The organism is Mesorhizobium sp. M0145 (assembly GCF_040322355.1).
Taxonomy (GTDB): domain Bacteria; phylum Pseudomonadota; class Alphaproteobacteria; order Rhizobiales; family Rhizobiaceae; genus Mesorhizobium.
The window spans coordinates 1-22,187 of record NZ_JAMYTK010000032.1; the positions used below are offsets into that span (position 1 = coordinate 1).

Annotated in this window: 16 protein-coding genes, 2 pseudogenes and 1 riboswitch; of the genes and pseudogenes, 5 read left to right on the plus strand and 13 right to left on the minus strand. The window is 59.6% G+C overall.

The annotated features are described in order from the left end of the window. The coding region (locus tag NKJ28_RS29110; protein ID WP_352638036.1) for a B3/B4 domain-containing protein at positions 1-718 on the minus strand (718 nt) is incomplete at its 3' end. Positions 719-1,057: 339 nt separating this feature from the next. Further along, on the minus strand, positions 1,058-2,554 hold the full coding sequence (gene pdxR, locus NKJ28_RS29115; RefSeq protein ID WP_502902229.1) for a MocR-like pyridoxine biosynthesis transcription factor PdxR: 1,497 nt from the start codon (positions 2,552-2,554) through the stop codon (positions 1,058-1,060). Between the two features lie 83 nt (positions 2,555-2,637). Between pdxR and NKJ28_RS29120 the strand changes: the two genes are divergently transcribed. From NKJ28_RS29120 to NKJ28_RS29130, 3 genes are read left to right on the plus strand one after another with little or no spacing between them, the layout of a single operon-like run. Beyond that, complete coding sequence (locus NKJ28_RS29120; protein WP_352638076.1) at positions 2,638-3,870, plus strand: trans-sulfuration enzyme family protein; 1,233 nt, start codon at positions 2,638-2,640, stop codon at positions 3,868-3,870. A gap of 52 nt (positions 3,871-3,922) precedes the next feature. Further along, on the plus strand, positions 3,923-4,825 hold the full coding sequence (locus tag NKJ28_RS29125) for a dihydrodipicolinate synthase family protein (RefSeq protein ID WP_352638037.1): 903 nt from the start codon (positions 3,923-3,925) through the stop codon (positions 4,823-4,825). 33 nt (positions 4,826-4,858) lie between these two features. Beyond that, positions 4,859-5,077, plus strand: a complete 219-nt coding sequence (locus NKJ28_RS29130) for an FMN-binding negative transcriptional regulator (protein ID WP_352452617.1) — start codon at positions 4,859-4,861, stop codon at positions 5,075-5,077. A gap of 98 nt (positions 5,078-5,175) precedes the next feature. Here NKJ28_RS29130 and metE read toward each other — a convergent pair whose 3' ends face one another. Continuing rightward, positions 5,176-7,521 (minus strand): 5-methyltetrahydropteroyltriglutamate--homocysteine S-methyltransferase, encoded by a 2,346-nt coding sequence (gene metE / locus NKJ28_RS29135; protein ID WP_352638039.1) that lies wholly within the window; start codon positions 7,519-7,521, stop codon positions 5,176-5,178. A gap of 95 nt (positions 7,522-7,616) precedes the next feature. Continuing rightward, a riboswitch (cobalamin riboswitch) is annotated at positions 7,617-7,817 on the minus strand. Between the two features lie 548 nt (positions 7,818-8,365). Here metE and NKJ28_RS29140 point away from each other — a divergent pair. Further along, positions 8,366-8,620: a hypothetical protein gene (locus NKJ28_RS29140; protein ID WP_352468275.1), complete on the plus strand. Its 255-nt coding sequence runs from the start codon at positions 8,366-8,368 to the stop codon at positions 8,618-8,620. A gap of 317 nt (positions 8,621-8,937) precedes the next feature. Here the strand turns inward: NKJ28_RS29140 and NKJ28_RS29145 are convergent, their stop codons facing one another. Further along, positions 8,938-9,771, minus strand: coding sequence for a helix-turn-helix transcriptional regulator (locus tag NKJ28_RS29145; RefSeq protein WP_352515945.1), 834 nt, complete (start codon positions 9,769-9,771; stop codon positions 8,938-8,940). Between the two features lie 211 nt (positions 9,772-9,982). Continuing rightward, a pseudogene (locus NKJ28_RS29150) lies at positions 9,983-11,300 on the minus strand (MFS transporter); the annotation flags it as partial. Positions 11,301-11,589: 289 nt separating this feature from the next. On the opposite strand from NKJ28_RS29150, the gene NKJ28_RS29155 reads away from it, so the two are divergent. Beyond that, on the plus strand, positions 11,590-12,264 hold the full coding sequence (locus NKJ28_RS29155; RefSeq protein WP_352638041.1) for a transposase: 675 nt from the start codon (positions 11,590-11,592) through the stop codon (positions 12,262-12,264). A gap of 32 nt (positions 12,265-12,296) precedes the next feature. Here NKJ28_RS29155 and NKJ28_RS29160 read toward each other — a convergent pair whose 3' ends face one another. The 8 genes and pseudogenes from NKJ28_RS29160 to NKJ28_RS29195 form a co-directional block, all read right to left on the minus strand. Further along, positions 12,297-13,289, minus strand: a complete 993-nt coding sequence (locus tag NKJ28_RS29160; RefSeq protein ID WP_352638043.1) for an adenosine kinase — start codon at positions 13,287-13,289, stop codon at positions 12,297-12,299. A 110-nt stretch (positions 13,290-13,399) separates the two neighbouring features. Beyond that, positions 13,400-14,575 carry a methionine adenosyltransferase gene (gene metK, locus NKJ28_RS29165; protein ID WP_352638045.1) on the minus strand — a complete coding sequence of 392 codons (1,176 nt, stop codon included), beginning with the start codon at positions 14,573-14,575 and terminating at the stop codon, positions 13,400-13,402. Positions 14,576-14,683: 108 nt separating this feature from the next. Next, a pseudogene (glyA, locus tag NKJ28_RS29170) lies at positions 14,684-15,968 on the minus strand (serine hydroxymethyltransferase). A 917-nt stretch (positions 15,969-16,885) separates the two neighbouring features. Beyond that, complete coding sequence (locus tag NKJ28_RS29175) at positions 16,886-17,710, minus strand: hypothetical protein (RefSeq protein ID WP_352638047.1); 825 nt, start codon at positions 17,708-17,710, stop codon at positions 16,886-16,888. Positions 17,711-17,939: 229 nt separating this feature from the next. After that, entirely contained in the window at positions 17,940-18,533 is a 594-nt protein-coding gene (locus tag NKJ28_RS29180; RefSeq protein WP_352638049.1) for a hypothetical protein, read from the minus strand. Positions 18,534-18,718: 185 nt separating this feature from the next. Then, complete coding sequence (locus NKJ28_RS29185; RefSeq protein ID WP_023679689.1) at positions 18,719-18,841, minus strand: hypothetical protein; 123 nt, start codon at positions 18,839-18,841, stop codon at positions 18,719-18,721. 15 nt (positions 18,842-18,856) lie between these two features. Continuing rightward, positions 18,857-20,389, minus strand: coding sequence for a Fic family protein (locus NKJ28_RS29190; RefSeq protein ID WP_352638050.1), 1,533 nt, complete (start codon positions 20,387-20,389; stop codon positions 18,857-18,859). A gap of 626 nt (positions 20,390-21,015) precedes the next feature. Next, positions 21,016-22,176, minus strand: coding sequence for a porin (locus NKJ28_RS29195; RefSeq protein WP_352638052.1), 1,161 nt, complete (start codon positions 22,174-22,176; stop codon positions 21,016-21,018). Between the last annotated feature and the right edge of the window lie 11 nt (positions 22,177-22,187).

The following is a 22,187-nucleotide window of genomic DNA, read 5'->3' on the forward strand; positions in this document are numbered from 1 at the left end:
TCTGTTTAGCTGACATTGGGCCGAGGGCTTCCAGCACGAGCCACATGGCGGGGGTATCGGCCGTGACCATGGTGCGCCGCCCCTGCCGCCAGTTCCAGCGGCGGCACGTGACACCGGCATCATCACACCAGATGACTTCGCCCGGTTCGGGATGCTCGGTTAGCATTTCACCTTGCTGGATCGTGTCGAATGGCTCCGCTCCCTTCGCAATTAAAAGTCTCGGGACCCCCTGGTAGAGATCGAGATCCTCCCCGCCAATCGGAACGCCATACAACACGCTGACGGCATTGTAGGCATCAACCAGTGGGGATATCCGCGGGAGAGAGCCATCTTTCCGCACCCGCTTGAGAAGCGCGGCGGCCGAGCACGGCGTTCGATTGGCTTTTGTGCCGAAAGCCTCGTAGGCAACGGCCCACGCCGCAAGATGCGCGTCCCTTTGGGCGTCATCGCGAAGCGCCGCCTGTTCCGCCGCCGCAATCGTGTCGTTCAACGCCTGTGCATCCGGCACGTCGATTTCAGCGTTCCGCACCACAATGCTGATCAGATGAAAATCCCGGTAGCGGGCCTTGATCTCGGGGCAATCAATGGCGTGAAAGACATGGGATGCTCTTTTCTCATGGGGAGGCTTTGCGCTGCGGGTCGTTCGGGAAATGTTTGAAGAAAGGTGCTTGTCGAGCGTCCAGATCTTCTGGCATCGGCATGGTGCATGCCGCACCATGCGCTGGATAATTCCATCATTCGGCCGTGGACAAGGCCTGGTAGAGATCGTCGATTATGTCTTGCGGGTGCTCGAGCCCGCTCGGCCGGCAATAAGCTGCGCCTCCGCTAGCTCCTCCATTTCCTAGGAGGCAGCAGGCGCGATATGGATGTGAAGCAGCTTTCCTTGCCAGGTCATGCATCGCTCTCGGAAATTTGTCTCGCACGAAAATCTGCCGCCAAACTGGCCTGATCAACAGCACCAGTTGCATGGCGTATTCCCAGTCCAGTTGGCTTTGCAACGAAATGCGGTTCAGCCCAAGGGTCGGTTTCCTCGCCAGCACGCCACGTCCCCGCCGTTTTAGCCACCGTGTCCCGGCAACGCGTCTTGCACCTGCTTGACAACCGCTCGCAGGATCTCAACGCCCTTCTCGATCTGCCGAATGCTCAAGGCGGCATAGCCCATGACAAGCCCGACGCGATCGATGTGGCCTTCGTCCGATTGCCGCTCGTAAAGGGGCGAGATCAGGTGCAGCCCCAGGCCCGCCCCTCGGGCGGCTTCGACCAGGGTCGTTTCCTGCGACCGCGGCAGGTCGTTGAACCAAACGGCGACGTGCAGTCCGGCATCTGCTCCCTGGACAGCGATGCGATCTCCGAAGCTGCGCCGCAAGGCGCCCAACAACGTCTCCCGACGCTCGCCGTTCAGCCTGCGCACACGCCGCACATGGCTTTCGTAGCCGCCACTCTCGATCAAACAGGCCAGAGCCTCCTGTTCAGCCACCGGCGAATGCCGGTCCGCGAATTGTTTGGCGGTAGCGAAGACCTCCTGCAATTCCGTCGGGACGACGAGATAGCCGATACGCAGCATCGGCGAGAGCGTTTTGGAGATCGTGCCGAGGTAGATGACAGCCCCGTGGTCCTCAAGACTGTGCAGCGGAGGGACCGGATTGATATCGTAGCGATATTCGCTGTCGTAGTCGTCCTCGATCACATAGGCGTTGTTGTGCCGCGCCCATTCCAGAAGCTGATGGCGGCGCGCGATCGGCATGACGCCGCCCAGCGGAAACTGATGCGATGGCGTGACATAGGCCAGTCGTGCCCCGATCCCCGCCAGCAACTCCGTCTTCATCCCGTCCTCGTCGACGGTGACCGGAACGGGCGAGGCACCCGTACTGGCAAAGACCTGACCCGCCATCCTATAGCACGGGTCCTCGATGACGAAGCGGTCGGCGGGATCGAGAAGCAGGCGAGCGCACAGATCTAGGCCCTGCTGCGAACCGTTGACGATGATGATCTGCTCGAGGTCGCAGCTCAGGGTTCGGGCGCGCCAGAGATAGCCCTGGAGCGCCTGGCGCAGCCGGCGCGAGCCGCGAGGATCGTCATAGGCAAGACGCAACGGGCGCTGCCCCATCGCCTCGTTCATCGCACGTTTCCAGACCAATGCGGGGAAGTCTGACGGCGCCAGGTCGCCATAGCGGAAATCGACCTTCAGTCCAGTCGGCAGATAATCCGGCCAGGGCGGCGTGACGCGCAGTCGTTCGCCATAGGCGGACAGATGAACCGGGCCGACTCGTTTCGCGACAGTGCGGCTCGTCTCAGGACCGATCAGCGAGGATGCAACGCGAGGTCGTGCGCCTTGACGGACTTCGATGAAACCTTCCGCGGTCAGTTGCTCATAGGCGACCGTCACCGTCGTTCGCGAAACCCCAAGGTTATTTGCGAGGCCTCGGGAGGACGGCAGCTGACTACCGGTTTCATAGACGCCGCCGAGGATTTGCTCGCGAAGAGCCTCGTAGATCTGGCGTGCACCCATCGCGTGCGTGCGACCTGCAGAACCGGCACTCGAAGACTGGACCATTTCATTCATCGCCAACTGGATATTTCACATTGGCCAGTTTGCCGTCAATCTTTCGGAAACCCAAGCAAGATCTTAGAGGCCGAATGACCCGCTCCTATCAATCGGAAACCGATGCTCTCACGCGGTCGCTCAACGACACCGGTCCCGGATTCGCCACTCGGGCGATCCATCATGGCTACGATCCCGCCGGCTTTTCCAATGCCGTTCAGCCGCCAGTCTTCTTGACCTCGACCTATGGATTCGAAAGCGTGGCAGCGAACGAGGCCGCCGCCGCGCTTGGCGGAAGGCTCTATGCGCGCGAATACAATCCGACGACGGAGATCCTCGAGCAACGGCTCGCCAATCTGGAAGGAGCCGAGGCAGGTCTGGTCGTTGCCTCGGGGATGGCGGCTTTCGGGACGCTGATCCTGTCGCTCCTGTCCCAAGGCGATGAACTCATCGTCCACAGGACGCTTTATGCGAACACCCTTGCCATGGTCGAACAGGCGGTCCCCCGCTTCGGCATCAAGGTCGTCGCCGTCGACCTGTCCGATCCTCACAATCTCGATGCCGCGATCACCGAGCGGACCCGGCTTGTTTTCTTCGAGACGCCGGTGAATCCGCTGAGCCGCATCCTCGACATCGCTGCCATTGCCGAGCGCGCCCACGCGCGCGGTGTAAAGATTGCAGTCGACAGCACCTTCGCCTCCCCCGCGCTCCAGCGGCCGCTCGAACATGGGGCAGACCTCGTGCTCCACTCGCTGACCAAATACATCAATGGGCACGGCGATGCCCTCGGCGGGGCGATTCTCGGCGACGCGCAAACGCTCCGCACGCTGCACGAAACGGGCCTGCGCTACATCACCGGCGCAGCGCTCTCGCCCATGTCAGCCTTCCTGATCCTGCGCGGTCTGAAGACGCTCACGCTGCGCATGGAACGGCACAGCGCCACTGCCCTTGCGGTGGCTCAGGCGCTCGAGGCGCACCCGGCGGTGGCATGGGTGAGTTATCCCTTCCTCGACTCGCACCCTGATCAGGTGACGGCGCAAAAGCAGATGTCCCAAGGGTCGGGCATGTTGGCCTTTGGCCTCCACGCTGGGTTCGAGGGCGCGCGGCGGATGATGGACCGGCTCAACCTGATCACCCGGGCTGTCAGCCTCGGCGATGCCGACAGCCTCATCTATCATCCAGCAAGCCTCACACGTGCTCGGCAGCCGATCCGCAAGGATGCCCATTTGGCCGACGGAGTCGGCGAGGACCTCATGCGTCTCTCGGTGGGGCTCGAAGACGCCGATGACCTGATCGCCGATCTGCGGCGGGCTTTGGACGTCTTGTGATGACTTGGCGTGCGGCCACCTCTGCGCTCACACATAGATCTGGAGCCTTGCCATGGCATTCCTGAGCGGTCTTTCCGCGTTCCCCATCACCCCGAGCAATCGTGACGGCCGCGTCGATACCGTTGCCCTGCGCAGGCTGATTGCTCGGCTTGGCACCGCTCAGGTCGATTCCATCGGTCTTCTCGGCAGCACCGGCACCTACATGTATCTGTCGCGCGAGGAACGGCGACGGACGCTCGCCGAGACCTTGGACGAAACCGCGGGGCGAATGCCGGTCCTGGTGGGTGTAGGCGGGCTGCGCACCGATGAAGCCGTGGGGCTCGCGCAAGACGCCAAGGCCCTTGGAGCTGCTGCGGGTTTGCTTGCCGCCGCCTCCTACACCCCGCTTACTGATGACGAGGTGTTCGAACATTTCTCGACGGTGGCGTGCGAGAGCGGCCTGCCGATCGTCGTCTACGACAATCCAGGAACGACGCATTTCCATTTCACCCCAGCACTCGTCAGCCGCCTGGCAAAGGTGGGTGGGATTGTCGCTATCAAGAATCCGACAGACAAGGGCGATGCGATCAAGAGCCATCTGGCCGACCAGAGGCGCACTGTGCCGGAAGGGTTCTCGATCGGCTACAGCGGCGACTGGAACGCTGCAGAGGCCATAATCGCCGGCGCCGACACATGGTACAGCGTCCTCGCCGGCATCCTGCCCGAGGTCTGCGTGAAGATCGTCACGGCGGCGCAACAGGGCGATGCGGCCGAAGCGCGACGGATCGATGCCACGCTTGCGCCGCTCTGGAGCCTCTTCAAGGAGTTCTCGAGCCTTCGCGTCGTCTATGCACTTGCCGAATTGCTCGACATTTGCCGTGCCGACCCCCCGCGTCCCATCCTGCCTCTGCCCTCAGCAGCGAAGCGCCAGATCGCCGCCGCGTTGGAACGCTTGCCATCGGATGTCAACCGGTGAACAGCGAACCCGCGGCCAGTGAAGGAACCTGTCATGTATGTACCCGCGCATTTCGATGAACCGAGCCGAGAAGTCCTTTACGAACTGATCGAGAACAGCGCACTTGGCATGCTGATAACCCATGGCCGGAGCGGTCTCGACGCCAATCACATCCCCTTCGAACTCGACACGTCACAGGGAGAAAACGGCTCCCTTTATTCCTGCGCGATTAGTACACGTGCCGAAGGAAAGTGCACTTTCTCGCTCGAGTGACTTATTTCAAAGGATGTGATCGCGTTTTGGCACATTCACGGCCCACATGCGGCAGCCGCTAAGTCACCACATGGTGAGCAACCAGGAAACCTTCCGGCCTACACTTTCTCCCGGAGCGCGCGTGCTGCAGCAACCATGTTCATGAGGGCAGGGCGGACCTCCTCCCACTTGCGGGTTTTGAGGCCACAGTCCGGGTTTACCCACAGTTGGGCATCGGACAGTCGCTCGCGGGCAAGCATGACGAGATCCGAAATCTCGCCGACTTCCGGGACCCGTGGTGAGTGAATGTCGTAGACTCCGGGCCCGATTTCATTCGGATATTTGGAGCTTGTGAAGGCGTCCAGCAGTTCCATTTTCGAGCGCGACGTCTCAATCGAAATGACATCCGCATCCATTTCAGCGATCGCGTCGATGATCTCGTTGAACTCCGAATAGCACATGTGGGTATGGATTTGAGTCGCGTCCTTTACACCCGTTGAAGCGATCCGGAAGCATTCGACAGCCCAGTCGAGATAGTCGTTCCAATCAGACTGGCGCAGTGGCAATCCTTCGCGAAACGCGGCCTCATCGATCTGGATCATCCTTGCGCCGGACCATTCGAGATCCGTCACTTCGTCGCGGATGGCGAGCGCGATCTGGCGGCATGCTTCGGAGCGGGGTACGTCGTCGCGAACAAATGACCAGTTGAGAATGGTCACTGGGCCTGTGAGCATTCCCTTCACAGGGTTTTCCGTAAGCGACTGGGCGAACTGCCACCAGCGCAGCGTCATCGGATTGGGCCTCGATACGTCGCCGAAGATGATGGGGGGGCGCACGTAACGCGACCCATAGCTCTGCACCCAGGCATGCTGGGTGAAGGCGAAGCCGGACAGCTGCTCGCCGAAATGCTGTACCATGTCGTTTCGTTCGAACTCACCGTGCACCAGCACGTCCAGCCCGATCTCTTCCTGCCAGCGAATTGCAGCCTCGATCTCCTTCTTCAGGAAGGTCTCGTAGTCGACATAGCTCAGCTGGCCCTTCGCATGAGCGGCCCGCGCCCTGCGTACCTGCGGCGTCTGCGGGAAGGACCCGATGGTCGTCGTCGGGAACGGCGGCAGCCCGAGCGTGCCGGCCTGGACTCTGGAGCGCTCGGCAAAAGCGCTCTCTCGTCGCTTCATGCTGTCGTCAATGCTGGCGATCCGCCCCTCAACCAGCGGGTCATGGATCTTCGTGGATGTCACGCGAGTGGCGGCAGCCTCGGCAGACGCTTTCAACGCGCCTGCCACCGCATCCCTGCCTTGGGACAGGGCCCGGGCAAGCAACACCAACTCGTCGGTCTTCTGGGCCGCGAAGGCGAGCCACGACCTGATGTCCGCGTCGAGTTCCGTCTCCATGCGGAGGTCGATCGGCACATGCAGCATCGAGCAAGAAGGCGCGATCTCGACGCGGTCCAAGGGCCAGCCGGCGACGATCGGTTTGATGCGGTCGAGAATGGCGGGCAGGTTCGCACGCCAGACGTTGCGGCCATCGATCAAGCCAAGCGAGAGCACCAGATCCTTCGGTGCGAGCCGCCCCACCGTTTCCAGCTGCTCGGGAGCGCGCACGAGATCAATATGCAGCCCGGCCAGGGGCAGAGAAACCGCGGTTTCGAGATTGTCTCCCAGCGGCCCGAAATAGGTAGCCAGCATGATCTTCAGCTCGGGCGCGGCTTTCGACAGCTGGCCATAGGCGAATTCGAACGCAGCTCGTTCGTTCGGGTTCAGATCGAGGACAAGCGCTGGCTCATCGATCTGCACCCAGTCGGCTCCAGACAGCTTCAGCCTCTGCAGGAGTTGCTCGTGGACGGGCAGCAGCCGCGGCAGGAGCGCGATGGGATCGAATCCTTCGGCAGGCGATTTCGCCAGCTTGAGGAAGGTGATCGGTCCAAGGATGACTGGGCGTGTGTGAACGCCGAGAGCTTTAGCCTCGATGAAGTAATCGACCGGTTTCGTCGACGAGAGGGCGAACGTCTGATCATCGTTGAGTTCCGGCACAATGTAGTGATAGTTGGTGTCAAACCACTTGGTCATTTCCATCGCGGTTACATCAGACCGATGAGCCGCCTGCTGGTGACCAGCGTGTCGACAATCCTCCGTCTGACCCTGGTTGCCCCGCGCCATTGCGAAGTAGATGTCAAGTGGAACCTCGCCGCTATTCCAGCCGTAACGGGATGGAACGGCGCCGACCATGGCTGCGGTGTCGAGCACATGGTCGTAGAGCGAGAAGTCGTTCGACGGGATTTTCGACACGCCGCGATCGTGCTGCTCCTCCCAGCTAGCGGCACGGAGCGCCTTCGCGGTCGTGAGAAGGTCGGCAGCGGACGATTTTCCGGACCAGTAGCTTTCAAGCGCGAATTTCAGTTCTCGCCGACGACCGAAGCGGGGCACGCCGAGCGTTGCTACAGGAATTTGCTGAGAGACAGTCATGCCAGACCCCGATGGTTGGGGCGTCGGTGACAAGGAAGGCGCTAGCAGGCCGGCACGAACGCCAGGCTGCAGCGGCCACCGAGACACCCCGCCCGTGGACGTAATTCGCCGTGGCAGGTCTCCTGGCTCGCGGGGTCATAGCCTCTACCCGTCTTCCCAAGGCTATTCGCCTCAGTGACATGAGTGGGGTTGGCTCGCCGCTAACAGTTGCGGGGGCAGCGCCGGCATCGCACCGGCTTCCCTCTTAGCTCCGCTGCGGCAGCGCCGTACGGAGAACCACGATGCGGGAGACAATTACAGCAGTTCGCTTCTTTGTCAACGTCGCATAAAGAAATGTTTATGTCGTTATGTTAAATTTCCGTTGGCATGTTCCAAAGGTCGCCTCGAAAGCGAAAACTGTGGAAGCCTTGAGCGGCCGGTAAATCAAAGCAATGACGCACGGCGCCCTTGTCCAGGAGGATAGGAGTTCGTCGGCTGCCGGCAGCAAACATACCGGCAAGCGCCGTGGTGCTGCTTAGCGCATCATGCGAACCACCTCGGCGTCGAACTGCTCCGAGGTTCCGACCGCTTCGTTGGCTGCTCGCGACCATATTCGGCTCAATGGCGAGGCTGTTGCCCATGTGGAAGCTGTTGGCCGTGATGCCCTCGGTGATATGACACAACGATTTCGGGGGGAGCACACCGAGGCCAGGCGCAGCGGCGTGTTGCGAAGTGATCGAGGCCAATGTCTCGAACTGCTTGTTCGCAGCCCACCGGCTCAAGGTAACCCGGCTCAAACCACCGGGCCAGCTTAAGTCCTGTCCAAATGAGGCCTGAGCGGCAAATCGTCGTGCACGGGCACGGTTTGGCGTTCGATCTTGTGATGCGTCTTGGGCGGACAATCGCCACGGTGCAGCGCGCAGAAGCGGTCCCCAATTGGGAAGCCGAGGGCGGTGAGGGCAAGCCAGCGCCACAGGCGGAAGGGGACTTGGACCTGTTTGCCCTGCTGGACCACAAGTTCGCGACACAGGGCCTCAAGGAGAAAACCAAGAGTGATTATGCGCGGGACCTCGCCAAATTCATCAAAAGCAGCGGGCAGTCAAAGTTCGGCGCCGATTGACATGGAGATAGCCATCGCGGCGGACCGCCCAGGCGGACTGCAAGCCGGAATACAACCGGGTGCAGGCGGCCAAGCTCGTCCACAAGATGGCGTCGGGCACACACCGGCGATGGGAGAGCGGACCGTGGAGTGCAGGAACTTTACGCCTATCCACGCTCCCGTGGACGTGTCCTGCGGCACATCGGCAGCGATATTGAGGAGGCAGTTGAGCTTCTGGTCGAGCACTCTTACCTGCCACTACCTACGCTTAACGTCATCTCGTACTGAAAACGCACCACGCAAGGTCGAGATGTAACATGCGCCCTTCGTGGATGGTTCTAAGCTTCCTCGGGCGCGGTCAATCTGTGATAACGGTCGCTTGGAACCTCCATCACGGCGACGCGATCAAGGTTGGCGTATCGCGCTCGGTAGTAACCTTCTTCCTCCACTTCGGCGAAACTACACTGGGGAACGTCAAAGGTCGCAGCTTCCAATCCGAAGAAAGTCGTAGCGGTTTCTTCATCCAAGAAGTTCCACTCATCTTCTCCGTCGTCATATGTGACGCGAACATAGGAGGCCATGCGCACGGCTTCCTGATCACCCATCTCTGCGATGATGGCATCGCATTCTTTCTTCAGCTTTCCTGAAACCTCACCCTTATCCCAGTCATCCAAAGCCCGATAGATTTCTGGATGATAATACTCTGGCATCTCCTCTACATCGTCACCGATAAGCTCAATGGTGCGGACATATTGCGGATTTATCAAGAGTATTTTGTTGTCAAGGCTCCAACAATACAGCCATGGCCTGCTTGTGTTATTTCTACGAAGATTATGAAGTTCCTTCAACTGACGTAAAATCGATTCACGCGCCTTTTCATCGATAGGATATTGGCGGCTGCCAACAGTCGTCTTGATTCTGAGCGTGCCGTATCGCGTTTCGGCATCGGCAATTGCAAACGGGCTCGTGCGCCACTCCTCGACATCAATCTTCCAGCCCAGCAGCTCCTCGACCGTGCATTTCAACGTGAGACAAAGGTCCTTGATCTGCTCGACGTTCAACTGCGTTTTGCCGGTTTCCCAACGGGCCACAGTCTGTTGCGTCGTTGCCATCTGCTCTGCCAAATCTTTTTGGGTCATGCCCAGTCGAACCCTAAGCTCTTTCATGTTCATAACTCACCTCGCGTGTTCGACACACGCATTGTGGATGAATTAATCTAACACGTCAGCGTGTTCAAAAATCGCAGCATGTGTTTTTAGGGCGCCTTCGAGGCTCCGGCAGCCGTTCGTGACCACTTGCGCAAGACACAGGGCTGGTACACAGCACGAATGGGCGATCAAAAATTACTGCTGAAATTCAGATAATTATTGTGGGCGAGTCTGGATCTCTCTGATCGACACGATAGTCGACCATCACCATGATCGGACCGCTTCGTGGCCGCAGGTCAAGTTGCAGCGTCGGTTCGCTGAACTTGTTGCTCGGATCCAGATTGAGCGTTTCAAAATCCGGCTGACGCAGAAGGATGCCCATCAGTCCCCCAATGACAAGAACCAGCTGGCGGACGAGCAAGGCTCCCGAAACACCTTGGACGTCCGCCAGTTCGCCCCAAAGCCAGCTTCCCGCCGCCATGCCGCCGTATGTGGCCGTCTGATAGAGAGAGGGCGCGTCCAACCACCCACCGCGGCGCCGAAAGCTGCACTGTGACGTTAAACAGCGAGAATGATTGAATCCAGGCCGCACCGGCTGGCATGAGGAGCAGACAGCTCAGCCCAACGTGCTCGCTCCATGCCCGAAAGAAGCAGCTGATCGCCAATACAAAGAACGCACCGCGAATGACCCATTCGTTGGAGAGAACTTCTCGGACCCGCCCGATGAGGAGCGCGCCGCAAATCGCTCCCAGGCCGAAGAAGCCGAGCATCACGCCGTAGGTGACTGCGGTCCCTTTGATCTGTTCGCGAGCGACCAACGGCAGGAGAGCCAAAATGACAACGGCGGTGAGGCCGAAAATGAAACTCCGGCACATCACCTTGAGAAGGTTCGGCGACAAGAGCACGTAACGAAAGCCCGCCGCCATCGCAATGCCGAAAGCCTCCCGCGGCAGCGCTTGTCGTGCCCGTTCGGCTTTCCATCGCAACAGCGCAGCGATCAGAGCGAAGTAGCAAGGACGTTGAAGAGGAACGCGAAGGCCGCACCGGCTGTGGCCACGATTATGCCGCCAATCGCCGGCCCGATGCTGCGCATGAGATTGTAGCTCATGCCGTTGAGCGCAACCCCGCTTGGCAGGTGTTCGCGAGGCAGGATATCTCCCATGGAGGCTTGCCAAGAGGGATCGTGCAATGCCCAACCACAGCCGATTAGGAAGGTGAGACCCAGAAGGGTCCAGGGTGTCATTCCCCGCATAGGTCAGGAACGCCAGGAAGGCGGATACGCAGACCATCAGCAGTTGCGCAGTCAACATGATCCGGCGACGGTCAAACTTGTCCGCGAGCGCTCCCGCCGCGAGCGAGAAGATCATGTAGGGGAGGGTGGTCGATGACTGGACGAGCGCCACCATTCCATGGGAGGTGGCGATGCTCGTCATCAGCCAAGCTGCCGCCGCACCTTCCACTAGGGTGCCAAGGTTCGAAATGAGTGCAGCCGACCATAGCGAACGGAAGGTCTTGTGCTCAAAAGGAACGAGTGAAGATGTTCTCTTCGCCATTGTGGGAAGCCTCGGGATTGACCGCGGGGCTGGATTTGTTTCGCCTCACTCAACCATGGCCTCGCCGTACAAGCCAAGCTGCCACAGTGCGCGCCTGCTAACCCAGAAAACTTGGCGGCCTTACAGGCATGCGCAGGACGCGCGAAGCCGCTCAAATCTCCCCAGATGGGTCAGCCATCGAAGACCGGCATCACTTGCCCGTTGAGCGGCTATACGATAATGCTCCGCGCTAAGCAGGAAGCGCCAAAAATTCGAGCGGCGACTTCATTCTCCTATTCAGGAAGGAACTATGAGGCGGCAGACGCGACCATTCACCGTGGAAGTCAAACAAAAGCGCAATTATCAAAAATCCGCACGTTCCATCTGGGGCAATTTCGACATCGCCGCGGCGATGGCCGAGACAACAAAGGAAGTCGAGCCGTTAAATCGTCAGCTTGTTGACTCTACTGTAGTGGTCCTTGATGCTGAACCTTTGCACGAACCGCGAGTGGAGCATTTCATGGCCAATCCTCTGGAAACCGAGTCAGCAGTAGTTAGCGAACCGGCAGACAAAACGGAAACGCCAAAACCGAAGGCGAGAGCGCGGCGGTCGAGGAAGCCAGAAGCTGAGGCGAGCTCGCCTGCCCGCAAGAACGGCGCCAAGCCGATATCCGCGGCCACTGAAGCACCACCGTCAGCGCGAACAGGCCGAAAGAGCTACTCCGCGAAGGATCGTGCCCAGAAGCTGGCGCAGATCGAGACCTCGATCGGCGGCGGCGCTACTCTCAAGAGTGCGGTGAAGCACGCCGGCATCTCGGAACAGACATATTATCTTTGGAAGAAGGCGGCGGCGCCGGCGGCGGACAGTGACGGGCTGAAGGATCTCGTCGCGCTCGAGGAAGAAAACAAGCGGCTAAAGAGCCTGCTTGCCGATCGTCTCCGCAAGGAGAATGCGGAACTGAAGAAAAGGCTCGGGCTGGATTAAGAAGGGTGGGCAGCTGGTTCTTGGCTCCCCACCTACAGCAATATCGCCTGCTCGGCCTCTCGGCGCAGATTCTGCCTTGGCCTTGGGCCGATCTGCTGGATGACCAGCCCGGCTGCCAGCGAGCCGAGATCGCCGCACTGCTTCAGGCTGCGGCCTTGCGTGTAGCCGTAGAGGAAGCCGGCGGCGTAGAGGTCGCCGGCGCCGGTGGTGTCGACCAGCTCGCGGATCCTGGTCGCCTCGATGGTCACGGTCTCGTCGCCGCGCACGATGACCGAGCCCTTTTCCGAGCGGGTGACGGCGGCGATCTTGCAATCCTTGCGGATCTGGGCCAGTGCCTCGTCGAATGAAGCGGTCTGGTAGAGCGACTTGATCTCGTGGCTGTTGGCAAAGACGATGTCGACGATGCCGGAGCGCATCAGATCGAGGAATTCGACGCGGTAGCGGTCGACGCAGAACGAGTCCGACAATGTCATCGACACTTCGCGCCCGGCGGCATGGGCGAGCTTCGCCGTCTGCCGGATCGCCTCCTTGGCGCGCGGCGGGTCCCACAGATAGCCCTCGAAATAGGTGACGGCCGCGCCCGACGCCTTGTCGGCCTCGACGTCCTCCGGGCCGAGCTCGACGCAGGCGCCGAGATAGGTGTTCATCGAGCGCTCGCCGTCCGGCGTGACGAAGATCATCGAGCGCGCCGTCGGCGGTTCGCCGTTGAGCGGCCTGGTGTCGAAGGCGACGCCCTGGGCATGGATGTCATGCGCGTAGATTTCGCCGAGCGCGTCGTTGGAGACCTTGCCGAAGAAAGCGGCGCGGCCGCCGAAGGAGGCGACGCCCGCCGCCGTGTTGCCGGCGCTGCCGCCCGAGGCTTCGATGGCCGGGCCCATGCGGCTGTAGAGCAGTTCGGCGCGCCTCGTGTCGATCAAATTCATTGCGCCCTTGATGATGCCATTCGTCTCCAGGAACGCCTCGTCGCACTGGGCGATGATGTCGACGATGGCATTCCCGATACAAAGCACGTCATAGTCCGGCATAATTCATGTCTCCGCCAAAGTACCCACCGGCTTTCTGGCATGCCGGCCGCGGGCGGGTCTGGCCAGTGGGAATGGGCTTTCCGCTTGCCAATCCGTTCGGCGCCAGCCCCTCACGGGGCGGCAAGTCCTGCCTCGCGACGCAATTCGTCGGCCCTGTCTGTCTTCTCCCAGGTGAAGTCAGGCTCTTCACGGCCGAAATGGCCATAGGTCGCGGTCTTGCGGTATATAGGGCGTAAGAGATCAAGCATCTTGATAATGCCCTTCGGTCTGAGATCAAACAACTCAAGAATGAGGCGCTCGATCCTTCTTTCCTCAACCCTCGCTGTCCCGAACGTGTTGACCATGACAGAAACCGGACTGGCCACGCCGATTGCGTAAGCAAGCTGCACCTCGCAGACGTCCGCAAGTCCGCTAGCGACGATATTCTTTGCAACATACCGGGCCGCATAGGCAGCTGAGCGGTCAACCTTGGACGGGTCCTTGCCCGAAAAGGCGCCGCCGCCGTGACGACCCATCCCACCATAGGAATCGACGATGATCTTGCGTCCAGTGAGACCGCAGTCGCCGCGCGGCCCGCCGACTACGAACCTCCCCGTCGGGTTGACCAGAATTCTGATGCCTTCCGTCTCCAGGTGGGTCGGCAGGACAGGCTTTATGATTTCCTCAATGACGCCCTCGCGGACCGTGTCTTGCGAGACCTGCTCGTCATGTTGGGTCGATACGACGATGGTATCCAGGGCGACCGGGCGCAACCCGTCATAGCGCACTGAGACTTGGGATTTCGTGTCAGGACGCAACCAGCCAAGCTGTCGTGCTTTCCGGACATCTGCCTGTCGTTTCGTCAAGCGATGAGCGAGCTGGATCGGCAAAGGCATCAGAGTATCGGTTTCGCGGCATGCGTAGCCGAACATGAGGCCCTGATCTCCCGCTCCCTGTTGGAGGTCCTGCCCTCGTCCCTCGTCAACGCCCTGGCTGATGTCGGGCGATTGCTCGGTGAGTGCATGAACGACGGAGCAACGCCGGCCGTCAAAGCCGACGGCTTCATCGTCGTATCCAATATCCAGAATCGTATCGCGCGCAACTTGGCTATAATCCACCCGCGCATCGCTGGTAATCTCGCCAGCCAGAACGACCATCCCTGATTTTACCAACGCTTCACAGGCGACGCGCGCCTTGGGATCGGTGCGGAGGATGGCATCGAGGATGGCATCCGAGATGTTGTCGGCCAACTTATCCGGGTGTCCCGCGCCAACCGATTCGGAAGAGAACACGAACTGCCTAGCCATGAAATGCCTCGCTTCGGGTGTTGGAGTTGTATGGGGCATGTTGCTTAGCCCACCTTACCTGTCGGTGATGCCCGGGACCTCGAACGCAGCGCACAAGTCGGCAACGTCTCATCGCACGCAGGCATGGAGATCTTCGTCGTCTGGCTCGCCGGAGGACGGAGTCAATGAAGCCAGCAATTTGCACCGTTTCCACATCGCGCATGCCCATTGACGTCACTGCTGGCGCCCCCAGGCGAATTCCGCTTGTGACCGCAGGATGGCGCGGGTCGCCCGGCACCATATTAAAGCTCGTAATGATGCCTGCCTTCGCTAACCGCTTGGCATAGGCCTTGCCTGATAGTGGTCGATCGCGAAGATCAAGGATCAGCATGTGATTGTCAGTGCCCCCGGTGACCAGGTCATAACCTCGGTCCAGAAGCGCCTGGGCCAGAGCCTTGGCATTTTTGCCAATCTGTTGGCCGTAACTGCGGAAGGACGGGTCCGCGGCTTCCCGCAAAGCGACAGCTAGCGCCGCGATAACATTCATATGGGGGCCGCCTTGCAGTTGAGGGAAGACAGCGCGATCTATTCGTCTGGCGAGATTGTATTTGCCCTTCGAATGATACAGCGCTTGATAGCGATCTTCATTCCTTGACAAAATGAAGCCACCGCGGGGACCGCGGATCGACTTGTGAGACGTGCTGCTGACGACGTCGCAATGGGGTACGGGGTTCGGATGCACTCCAGCGACAATCAGGCCACTGATGTGCGCGATGTCGGCCACGAGGTAGGAGTTCGCCTCCAGAGCGATTTCTGCCATTGCCGCGTAGTCAAAGATACGGGGATAAGCAGTACCGCCAGCCCAAATGAGCCGAGGCCGTTCGCGTTTTGCTGTTTCGCGCAAACGGTCATAGTCAATTTGCCGCGTCTTTTCGTGCAGCCCATAGGGGACGCGCTTATAGTCTGTTCCGGAAAAATTGATGGCCCAACCATGAGTGAGGTGGCCCCCTCCCGGAATTGGCAAACCCATCACCTTGTCACCGGGGCTTAAAAGCGCTCGATAGACAGCCTGATTGGCCGGCGAGCCGGAATAAGGCTGGACGTTGGCGTGTTCGCTGCCGAATAACGTGTTCAAGCGCTCAATGGCGAGGTTCTCAAGCTCATCGACGATCTCGTTTCCCGCGTAGTAGCGCGCAGCGGGGTACCTCTCGGCGTACTTGTTCATGAAAATCGAACCGGTTGCTTCCAGCACGGCCGAGGAGGCAAAGTTCTCAGATGCGATCAGTTTGAGCGTCGTCCGCTCCTGCCGCTCCTGTCTTAGAAGCAGTTCGTGAACGCGGCAATCAACCGTCGCCAAGCGAGACCGTCCGTAAGTGTCGGGCTGCGCGATGGCGCTGTCGGCGGAGTTGTCCATGGTAGCTTCGCGCTCCAATTGGATTGATCTATTTCACGGTCAAGCATGCGGTCCCCTTCGGCCGCGTGTCTCGTACCGCTTCGAGCCGTTGAAGGTCTCGTTTGTGATAGCCATCGCCGTGGGGCAGGAGATCAACCAACAATTGAACCAGCCCGCCGTCCTTACCTCCTGTTTTGAGATTGTACGAGCACCACGGACGTTGTTCGTTGCAGTAAAGAAAGTCGGCTCTGGCCAGCAGCCGGACGTGTCGTACAACGTGCTCACGACGCAGACCCAGAATCTCCGCTAGCTGGCAGACAGTTAGGTCCGCGTGCGCGCAAAGGCCTAGAATTCGAAGGCGATCTAAATGCGCTGCCGTCCGTAGTCGACTGACCAGTGTCAGCATTGGTCAGGACCAAGCCACTTGGAAAGCCTGGGCACTCGTCCTACTGAATTTGTCATTTCGCGTTCTCCACAGATGTTGCAGCTTTCGAACCAAATAATATGGTTGCTTGTCCACCGACCGGACAATCTCGGTGGCCGTGAAGATACTGTTTTGAGGCGATATGGCTGTGTCGAACAAACAAGATGGGCGCTCTTCTTGCCATTGCCTTTAGCCGAAATTGCACGCAGTTCGGCGGGTCGGAGAATAAGCCACGGTTCGGACCCCACTGACTCAAACGTTGCAATAAGCCTACCATTCACAGCGAACCGGAGTTGCTAAGAGTCTGTGAATTTCCTTGAAGGATCTGTTGCAACGTTTGCGCAGCCCGGTCTTGCTCCCGGCTTGCAGCGGTCAATCTCGTGCAGACTGACCGTGATGCAAAGATGACAAGGAAGGTTCGCTTTCAATCCGATCTTCTTCCTGGCCAAGTAGTTCGTAGTCTCATAACTGTGGCCTAGACAAAAGCTGGGCTAATCAGCGAGGTATGATGTCGTTAGCGTGGTTGGGCCACCAGCAGGTCGACGCCAAGATCGACACGCGCAATTTCCCGCGCTCCGAGAATGTCAGTGACTGCGCGCTCTTCCTCGGGCGGTCTGGCTGCGCCGTCTAGAATCTGAATGCGTCTCGCGCCGACCCGTTCAGCAATGAGCTGTTCGGCTTGCCGCATTGACGGCGAAGCAAGCTCAAGTAGGTTTTCGGGCATCTCACGCGCCGCCTCGCCGACTTCCGCAAAACGCTTCTCGGCGAACTGCTCCTTAAAGAGCGCAGCGAGATCATCAAACGTTTGAACTTTGGTGGGCTTGGGTTTCGAGCAAAAATATCCAGTTGCCAGTCCAGGTTTATAGGCAAGGCTGTACGCTTTGTCGTCTGGCAAGGGCCCAATATCCCCTGGTGAGACCAAAATGGACTGCCGTGCTACGGTTGCTCCATTATAAGAGCGGTCGAAATCGCTGATGTTTCCAATACAAGGAGCCGCATAGAAGACGTTTGACGGATAGCGCGCCTCAAGCCGAAGAAGCAGTTCATGCTGACGCGACACATCCCTGCGCATCATCGCAATCCGAAAAAATGGTATCGACAAACCGGGACAATGTCCGCTCGCAATCTCAAACGCAGTTCCTCGCTTCATCAGCTCCGGAAGCTTGTACTGGAAAAACAGCGGAACCCCTGGGAAATTGATGCGGATGTCAAAGCCAGAATGCCCCTCCTGTATGAGGTTTGGAAAGACCGGCGCGCCTACAGGTGCGGCTGACGATGACCGGATAAGGCTTTCGGTGAAGGCATACCCAAATGAGAACTCCGTGTAGCCCACCTTCATTCAATTCTGCTTTCGTGCTGAAGTTTATCCGGGGCTCTTTGCCTGCAGCCGAGCAGACCATATAACAGAAAAAACTATGCATACCTGCGATAGTCTGAGCTTATCGATTCCTCGGATAGATATTTAAAGAGCTCACCCACTCTTCTGGCTGCTAGAATGGGAATGGGAAGCTTCTGATTGATCTGGGTCGAGTTCCAGTTGATTTTGGTAAGCGACAAAACCTCCTGCGCTATCTCAGCGATTCCCGGCGCAGATCGCCGATAAGTTTCGGGCTTCGCGAACAGCGCCAGAGTGCGTAGCCGATATCTTCAACCGGGGCGGCGGCTTCTCCCTCGCCAGTGCCGAGCGCGATCATATGCGTTGCGCATTCGGCCAGCGCGCCGTCAAGGCGCCCCGCTTCCGTCGCGCTGCCGTAAAGGTCCAGGAACCACGCCAGCGAATAAGACCAGTCGGCAGGCAAGTCCTGCCCATTGTGATCCCTTGCGACGACGGCCACGACGGCGTTGCGGCCTTCGGGCGTGCGGGGCTCTATCCCAAGGATCGGGTATAATTCGGGTGTCGGCTGCTGAAGGATACGCGCCGGCACGAGCGACAGTGCTTTCTCCAGGGAGGGAGGAAAATCCTCCAGTTCTTCGGCCAGTTCGGCAGCTTCTCTCCTTCGTCCCTCGCGGCGCGCTTCTACATATTCTGCCGCAACCACGGCAACGGTGCGCTGCGCCCGTTCAGCGGTGCTGGTGGCAATCAGCTCGGCCGGAATGTCACCATCCTTGATCGCCCAGCGTACGGTGCTGTTCGAACTGTTGAATGCCCAGCCGGTCCGCAATTCTCAACACCGCTGACCGGTCGAGAAAGGCATGTTTCGGATCGGGCTCGAAGGTGAAGGCCAGTTCGTGTCCGCGCCGAACGATATTGCGTATGCGGCTGTGCCGGACCACGCGCGCGTGCGGGCCTCCCGCCCCGACTTCGTACATCAAAAGCGCCGGGATTTCCTCCAGCCGGCGCAATGTTTCAGGGCGCGAGGTCGATAGCCTCGGCCTCGGCGCCGCTAGATTCCTTGAACCGGTCAATGGTTGACGTGAACGGCGGCGTTTCCCACCACTCGCCGTGGCCCGAGACAAGCAAGTTAAACATGGCACACCACCGACCTCACGCCGCCTTCTCCATAGACCACTTCACCCGTTCGCCGAGAAAGGCGGCGAACGTTTTCACATTCATATTGCCGCTCGCCTCCTCCAGCCCTGCGAGGTAGGCCTTCCGGTCATCGACTCTGACGACTGTCCAGGGGTAACCGCCTGAAGCCAGCATCGCGTTCATGAGGAACCGCGCCATTCGTCCGTTGCCGTCCGGATAGGGGTGCACATAGCCCACAAGCCAATGCCCCAGCACGGCACGCACGGAGGCCTCCTTCTCCGCCTCCAGCAGGTCGAACAGCTCATTCATACCATCGGCCACCGCTTCGGTACGCGGCGGCACGTGCTGCGAGCCGCGCAGGTACACAGGGTGATTGCGATATCCCGCAAGCGCGCTGGCTTTGAGGATGCCGGCGGTCACTGACGGCGCGAACAGCTCCCGGTACCACTCCCGGTGAGTGTCCCGCGTCAACGCGCCGGCTGGCTTGCCATTGATGATCGCGGCAACAGAGTCTTTGACCTTCTGGAACGCGAGGTAGTAGCCACGCGCGGCAAGCGCATCTCGGTTCTTGCGGTCCTCTTCATCAATCTCCGGATTCCAGCTCCCCTCGCGCACCCGGTCGATGAGTTCCGGGGTGACGCTGTACCCTTCTATCGACAGCGAATGGTAGGCGTCGCTTTCGTAGATATCCTCGACGAACTTCATATAGGCGTCTTTGTCGGACGGCAGTCCGGGTGCCTTCGGGAATATCTCGATGATGGCTTCGCGCTGCGATTGCCAGATCGCGCGCAGGCGGGCGACCAACGGCGGTACGCCCGCCGCAATAGTTGTCACTCCAATTTGTCCCGCGAACGGATCGGATTCGCGCACGTCATAGCCGGCGGCTTTGAAGGCGGCCACGATTTCATTGGCAAAGGAGTCGCGTCCTACGCGACGGAAGGCCCCCGCAAGCCGTCCCGCCACGGCGGAATGGCCGCCATCAAGCAGCAGGGCCAGAACGGTTGATACGTCGCGCACCGACGCCATGGCGATCTGCATCTCGATAGGGGCGCGCTGGAAGAACGCTTCCGGCACCCGGGTAAGGGCGGCCTCGACAGTGAACACGCGCTGGCCGTTTTTCTCTGTCAGTTCGGCCGGCATCTCCTTGACCTTGAGGTCATAGAGCGAAGTGCCGAACAGCAGGTCGATTTTGTTATTCGTGCCTTTGGGGGTGTTCACCACCACCTGAGGCGGAATAGTGGGCGCTTCCGCGTGCAGAAGCAGCGACTGCTCCGGTGAGAGGAACCAGTCCTTGCCGAACCGGTCATTGCAGTAAAGGGAGCAGAACTCCCAGAAGCTCGCGTACCAAGGGGTGGTGTCTTGCTGCCGTGCCTGCGGGCCGGTCGACATGAGCCAGCCTTTGATAACATCGCGCAGGAACCCGTTCTGCAGCAGCCGCTCCCGGTGGACGCGGGTCAGCTCATCTGATTTGAATATGCGCCGCCCACCCTCCTGCAGCTCTTTGAGGACGGCCAGTGATACAGCGAGTTTTTCATGGGGCTTGGCCATGGCCGTGCCTTTGCAAGTTTTTAGAGCTGTGCGATTACAAGTATGTAGTGCTGATAGGCCACAAGTCAATGATGCTGTGGAGTTGCAAGTTTTTTTAGTCGTGCGATAACAAGTTTTTTATGCGATAATCGGCAAATGCGATCGTTTCCATAACCGCGCGAAGGATCGTTACCCGGATGGGCCGAGACCCAGCTCCCCCGCAGGCTACGCAGGGGCTCGGGGCGAGCCTAGAGCCTGGCCCTCCGAAGCGCTTCGAAGGAGGACGCGCCTCTTTGAAAAACTCGCCCGTTGTGCATCGTGGGTACCCGTAAACGCGAATTCTCAAAGGAAAGACGCTCCTTACCTCTCCCTCCCGCCACGATCATCACGGCCGCGCCCGCGCTCACTACGCCGCGACGCCCGCGAGATCGCTGCACGCATCTGATCGGCCACCAGACCGGGTTGCAGATGAAGGATGTCCGTGACGCTGTCGTGTGTTTGCACCGTCACCGCAGTGACGGCAAGGCAGCTGCGCACGCGCCATGGAGGAGAGCGTCTCGATATCGCGCGCGATTCCGGCACCCCACTGGAGTCCGATCCGCCGACGACAAGTACATGCGATGCCTGCCTCAGCGCCCTTTCATCCGTTAGAATGAGCGTTCGAAACGCAGGATTCCGCCGACACTGCTCTTCTTGTTGGCGTTGGTCCAATTCATGTTGGAAGCGCCGTCCACCTTGCCGACGGCGAAGTTACCGTATCGGCCATAGTCGAGTTCCGCCGTAACTGTGAAATCTGGAAGAAACGCATAGGCGACGTTTGCAGCGACACCATGGTTCTTGAGCTGATCACCGGAGAGCTGAAGGTTGAACGAAGTTGTCTCGTTTAGCTTGTAAGTGGCGCCAGCCCAGAAAGCCCAGTTCCCGCCCCAACTCTTATAGAAGCCGCGACCATGAGCGTCGATGGCGTTCGTGGAGTCGTCGTTGAGCTTGCCGTTGGAACCGTAGCCGAGTATTCCGAACAGCAACAGTTCGTTGGTGACATTGATGTCGACACGGACCTTGGCGGCCACCGATTCGTAGTTGCTATCATAAGCGGCAACGCCGGTGATCGCGCCCCAGCCATGTGTGTATTTCAAGCCGCCGACTACGTGCGGTGCGTAGCTGTCGATTGTGCCGACCACGCCCGAGCCTTCTTCGAGCGAAACCACGGCCGAAAAGCCGTTCCCGGCGTCGAAGTAGTACTGAACCACATTGGTATCGAAAGCGCCGTACGTAACCGGCGTCTGGTTGAGTACGTCACCCGCGCCGCCAATAAACATGTCGAAGGCCGACCAGTCCTTACCAACTCGGAGGCCACCAAGCTGAATCCAGGCGAAAGTCAAGGTGCTGTCTCCGTTGAAGGCATAGGACCGAGAACTGTCCGAAACCGAAGTGTGGCGGTTGCCGAAGTTCATGCGGGTTTCGGTGTAGGTCTTCAACGTGCCGAGTTCGGTCTCCTGGCCGGTCCAAGTTTTCAATGTGAAGCGCGTGTTGTTTTGCCATGTGCCCTGATGCTCACCAGTCCTCACATCCGAGGTTCTTGCGTGATCAACCAATCCGACATGGCCCAAGCCGACGTCGTAACGGACATAGCCGCCGATGCGCACGCAGGTCTCAGTGCCTGAAATGTAGACGTAGCCCGAGCCGTAGACGTCGCAGACTTTAACGTACTCAGTCGGGTCAGGCTCGGCAACGGCGGTCACGGCGCGAGCGTCGGAAACGGCAATCAGTGCCGCAGTTGAGCCGAGGAGGAGGCTCCTAATGTTCATTGTTGATCTCC

Coding starts and splice junctions, on each gene's coding strand:
- pdxR (WP_502902229.1), bottom strand. CDS start 2,554: ATGGTCCAGTCTTCGAGTGCCGGTTCTGCAGGTCGCACGCACGCGATG.
- NKJ28_RS29120 (WP_352638076.1), top strand. CDS start 2,638: ATGACCCGCTCCTATCAATCGGAAACCGATGCTCTCACGCGGTCGCTC.
- NKJ28_RS29125 (WP_352638037.1), top strand. CDS start 3,923: ATGGCATTCCTGAGCGGTCTTTCCGCGTTCCCCATCACCCCGAGCAAT.
- NKJ28_RS29130 (WP_352452617.1), top strand. CDS start 4,859: ATGTATGTACCCGCGCATTTCGATGAACCGAGCCGAGAAGTCCTTTAC.
- metE (WP_352638039.1), bottom strand. CDS start 7,521: ATGACTGTCTCTCAGCAAATTCCTGTAGCAACGCTCGGCGTGCCCCGC.
- NKJ28_RS29145 (WP_352515945.1), bottom strand. CDS start 9,771: ATGAACATGAAAGAGCTTAGGGTTCGACTGGGCATGACCCAAAAAGAT.
- NKJ28_RS29155 (WP_352638041.1), top strand. CDS start 11,590: ATGAGGCGGCAGACGCGACCATTCACCGTGGAAGTCAAACAAAAGCGC.
- NKJ28_RS29160 (WP_352638043.1), bottom strand. CDS start 13,289: ATGCCGGACTATGACGTGCTTTGTATCGGGAATGCCATCGTCGACATC.
- metK (WP_352638045.1), bottom strand. CDS start 14,575: ATGGCTAGGCAGTTCGTGTTCTCTTCCGAATCGGTTGGCGCGGGACAC.
- NKJ28_RS29175 (WP_352638047.1), bottom strand. CDS start 17,710: ATGAAGGTGGGCTACACGGAGTTCTCATTTGGGTATGCCTTCACCGAA.
- NKJ28_RS29185 (WP_023679689.1), bottom strand. CDS start 18,841: ATGTTTAACTTGCTTGTCTCGGGCCACGGCGAGTGGTGGGAAACGCCG.
- NKJ28_RS29190 (WP_352638050.1), bottom strand. CDS start 20,389: ATGGCCAAGCCCCATGAAAAACTCGCTGTATCACTGGCCGTCCTCAAA.
- NKJ28_RS29195 (WP_352638052.1), bottom strand. CDS start 22,176: ATGAACATTAGGAGCCTCCTCCTCGGCTCAACTGCGGCACTGATTGCC.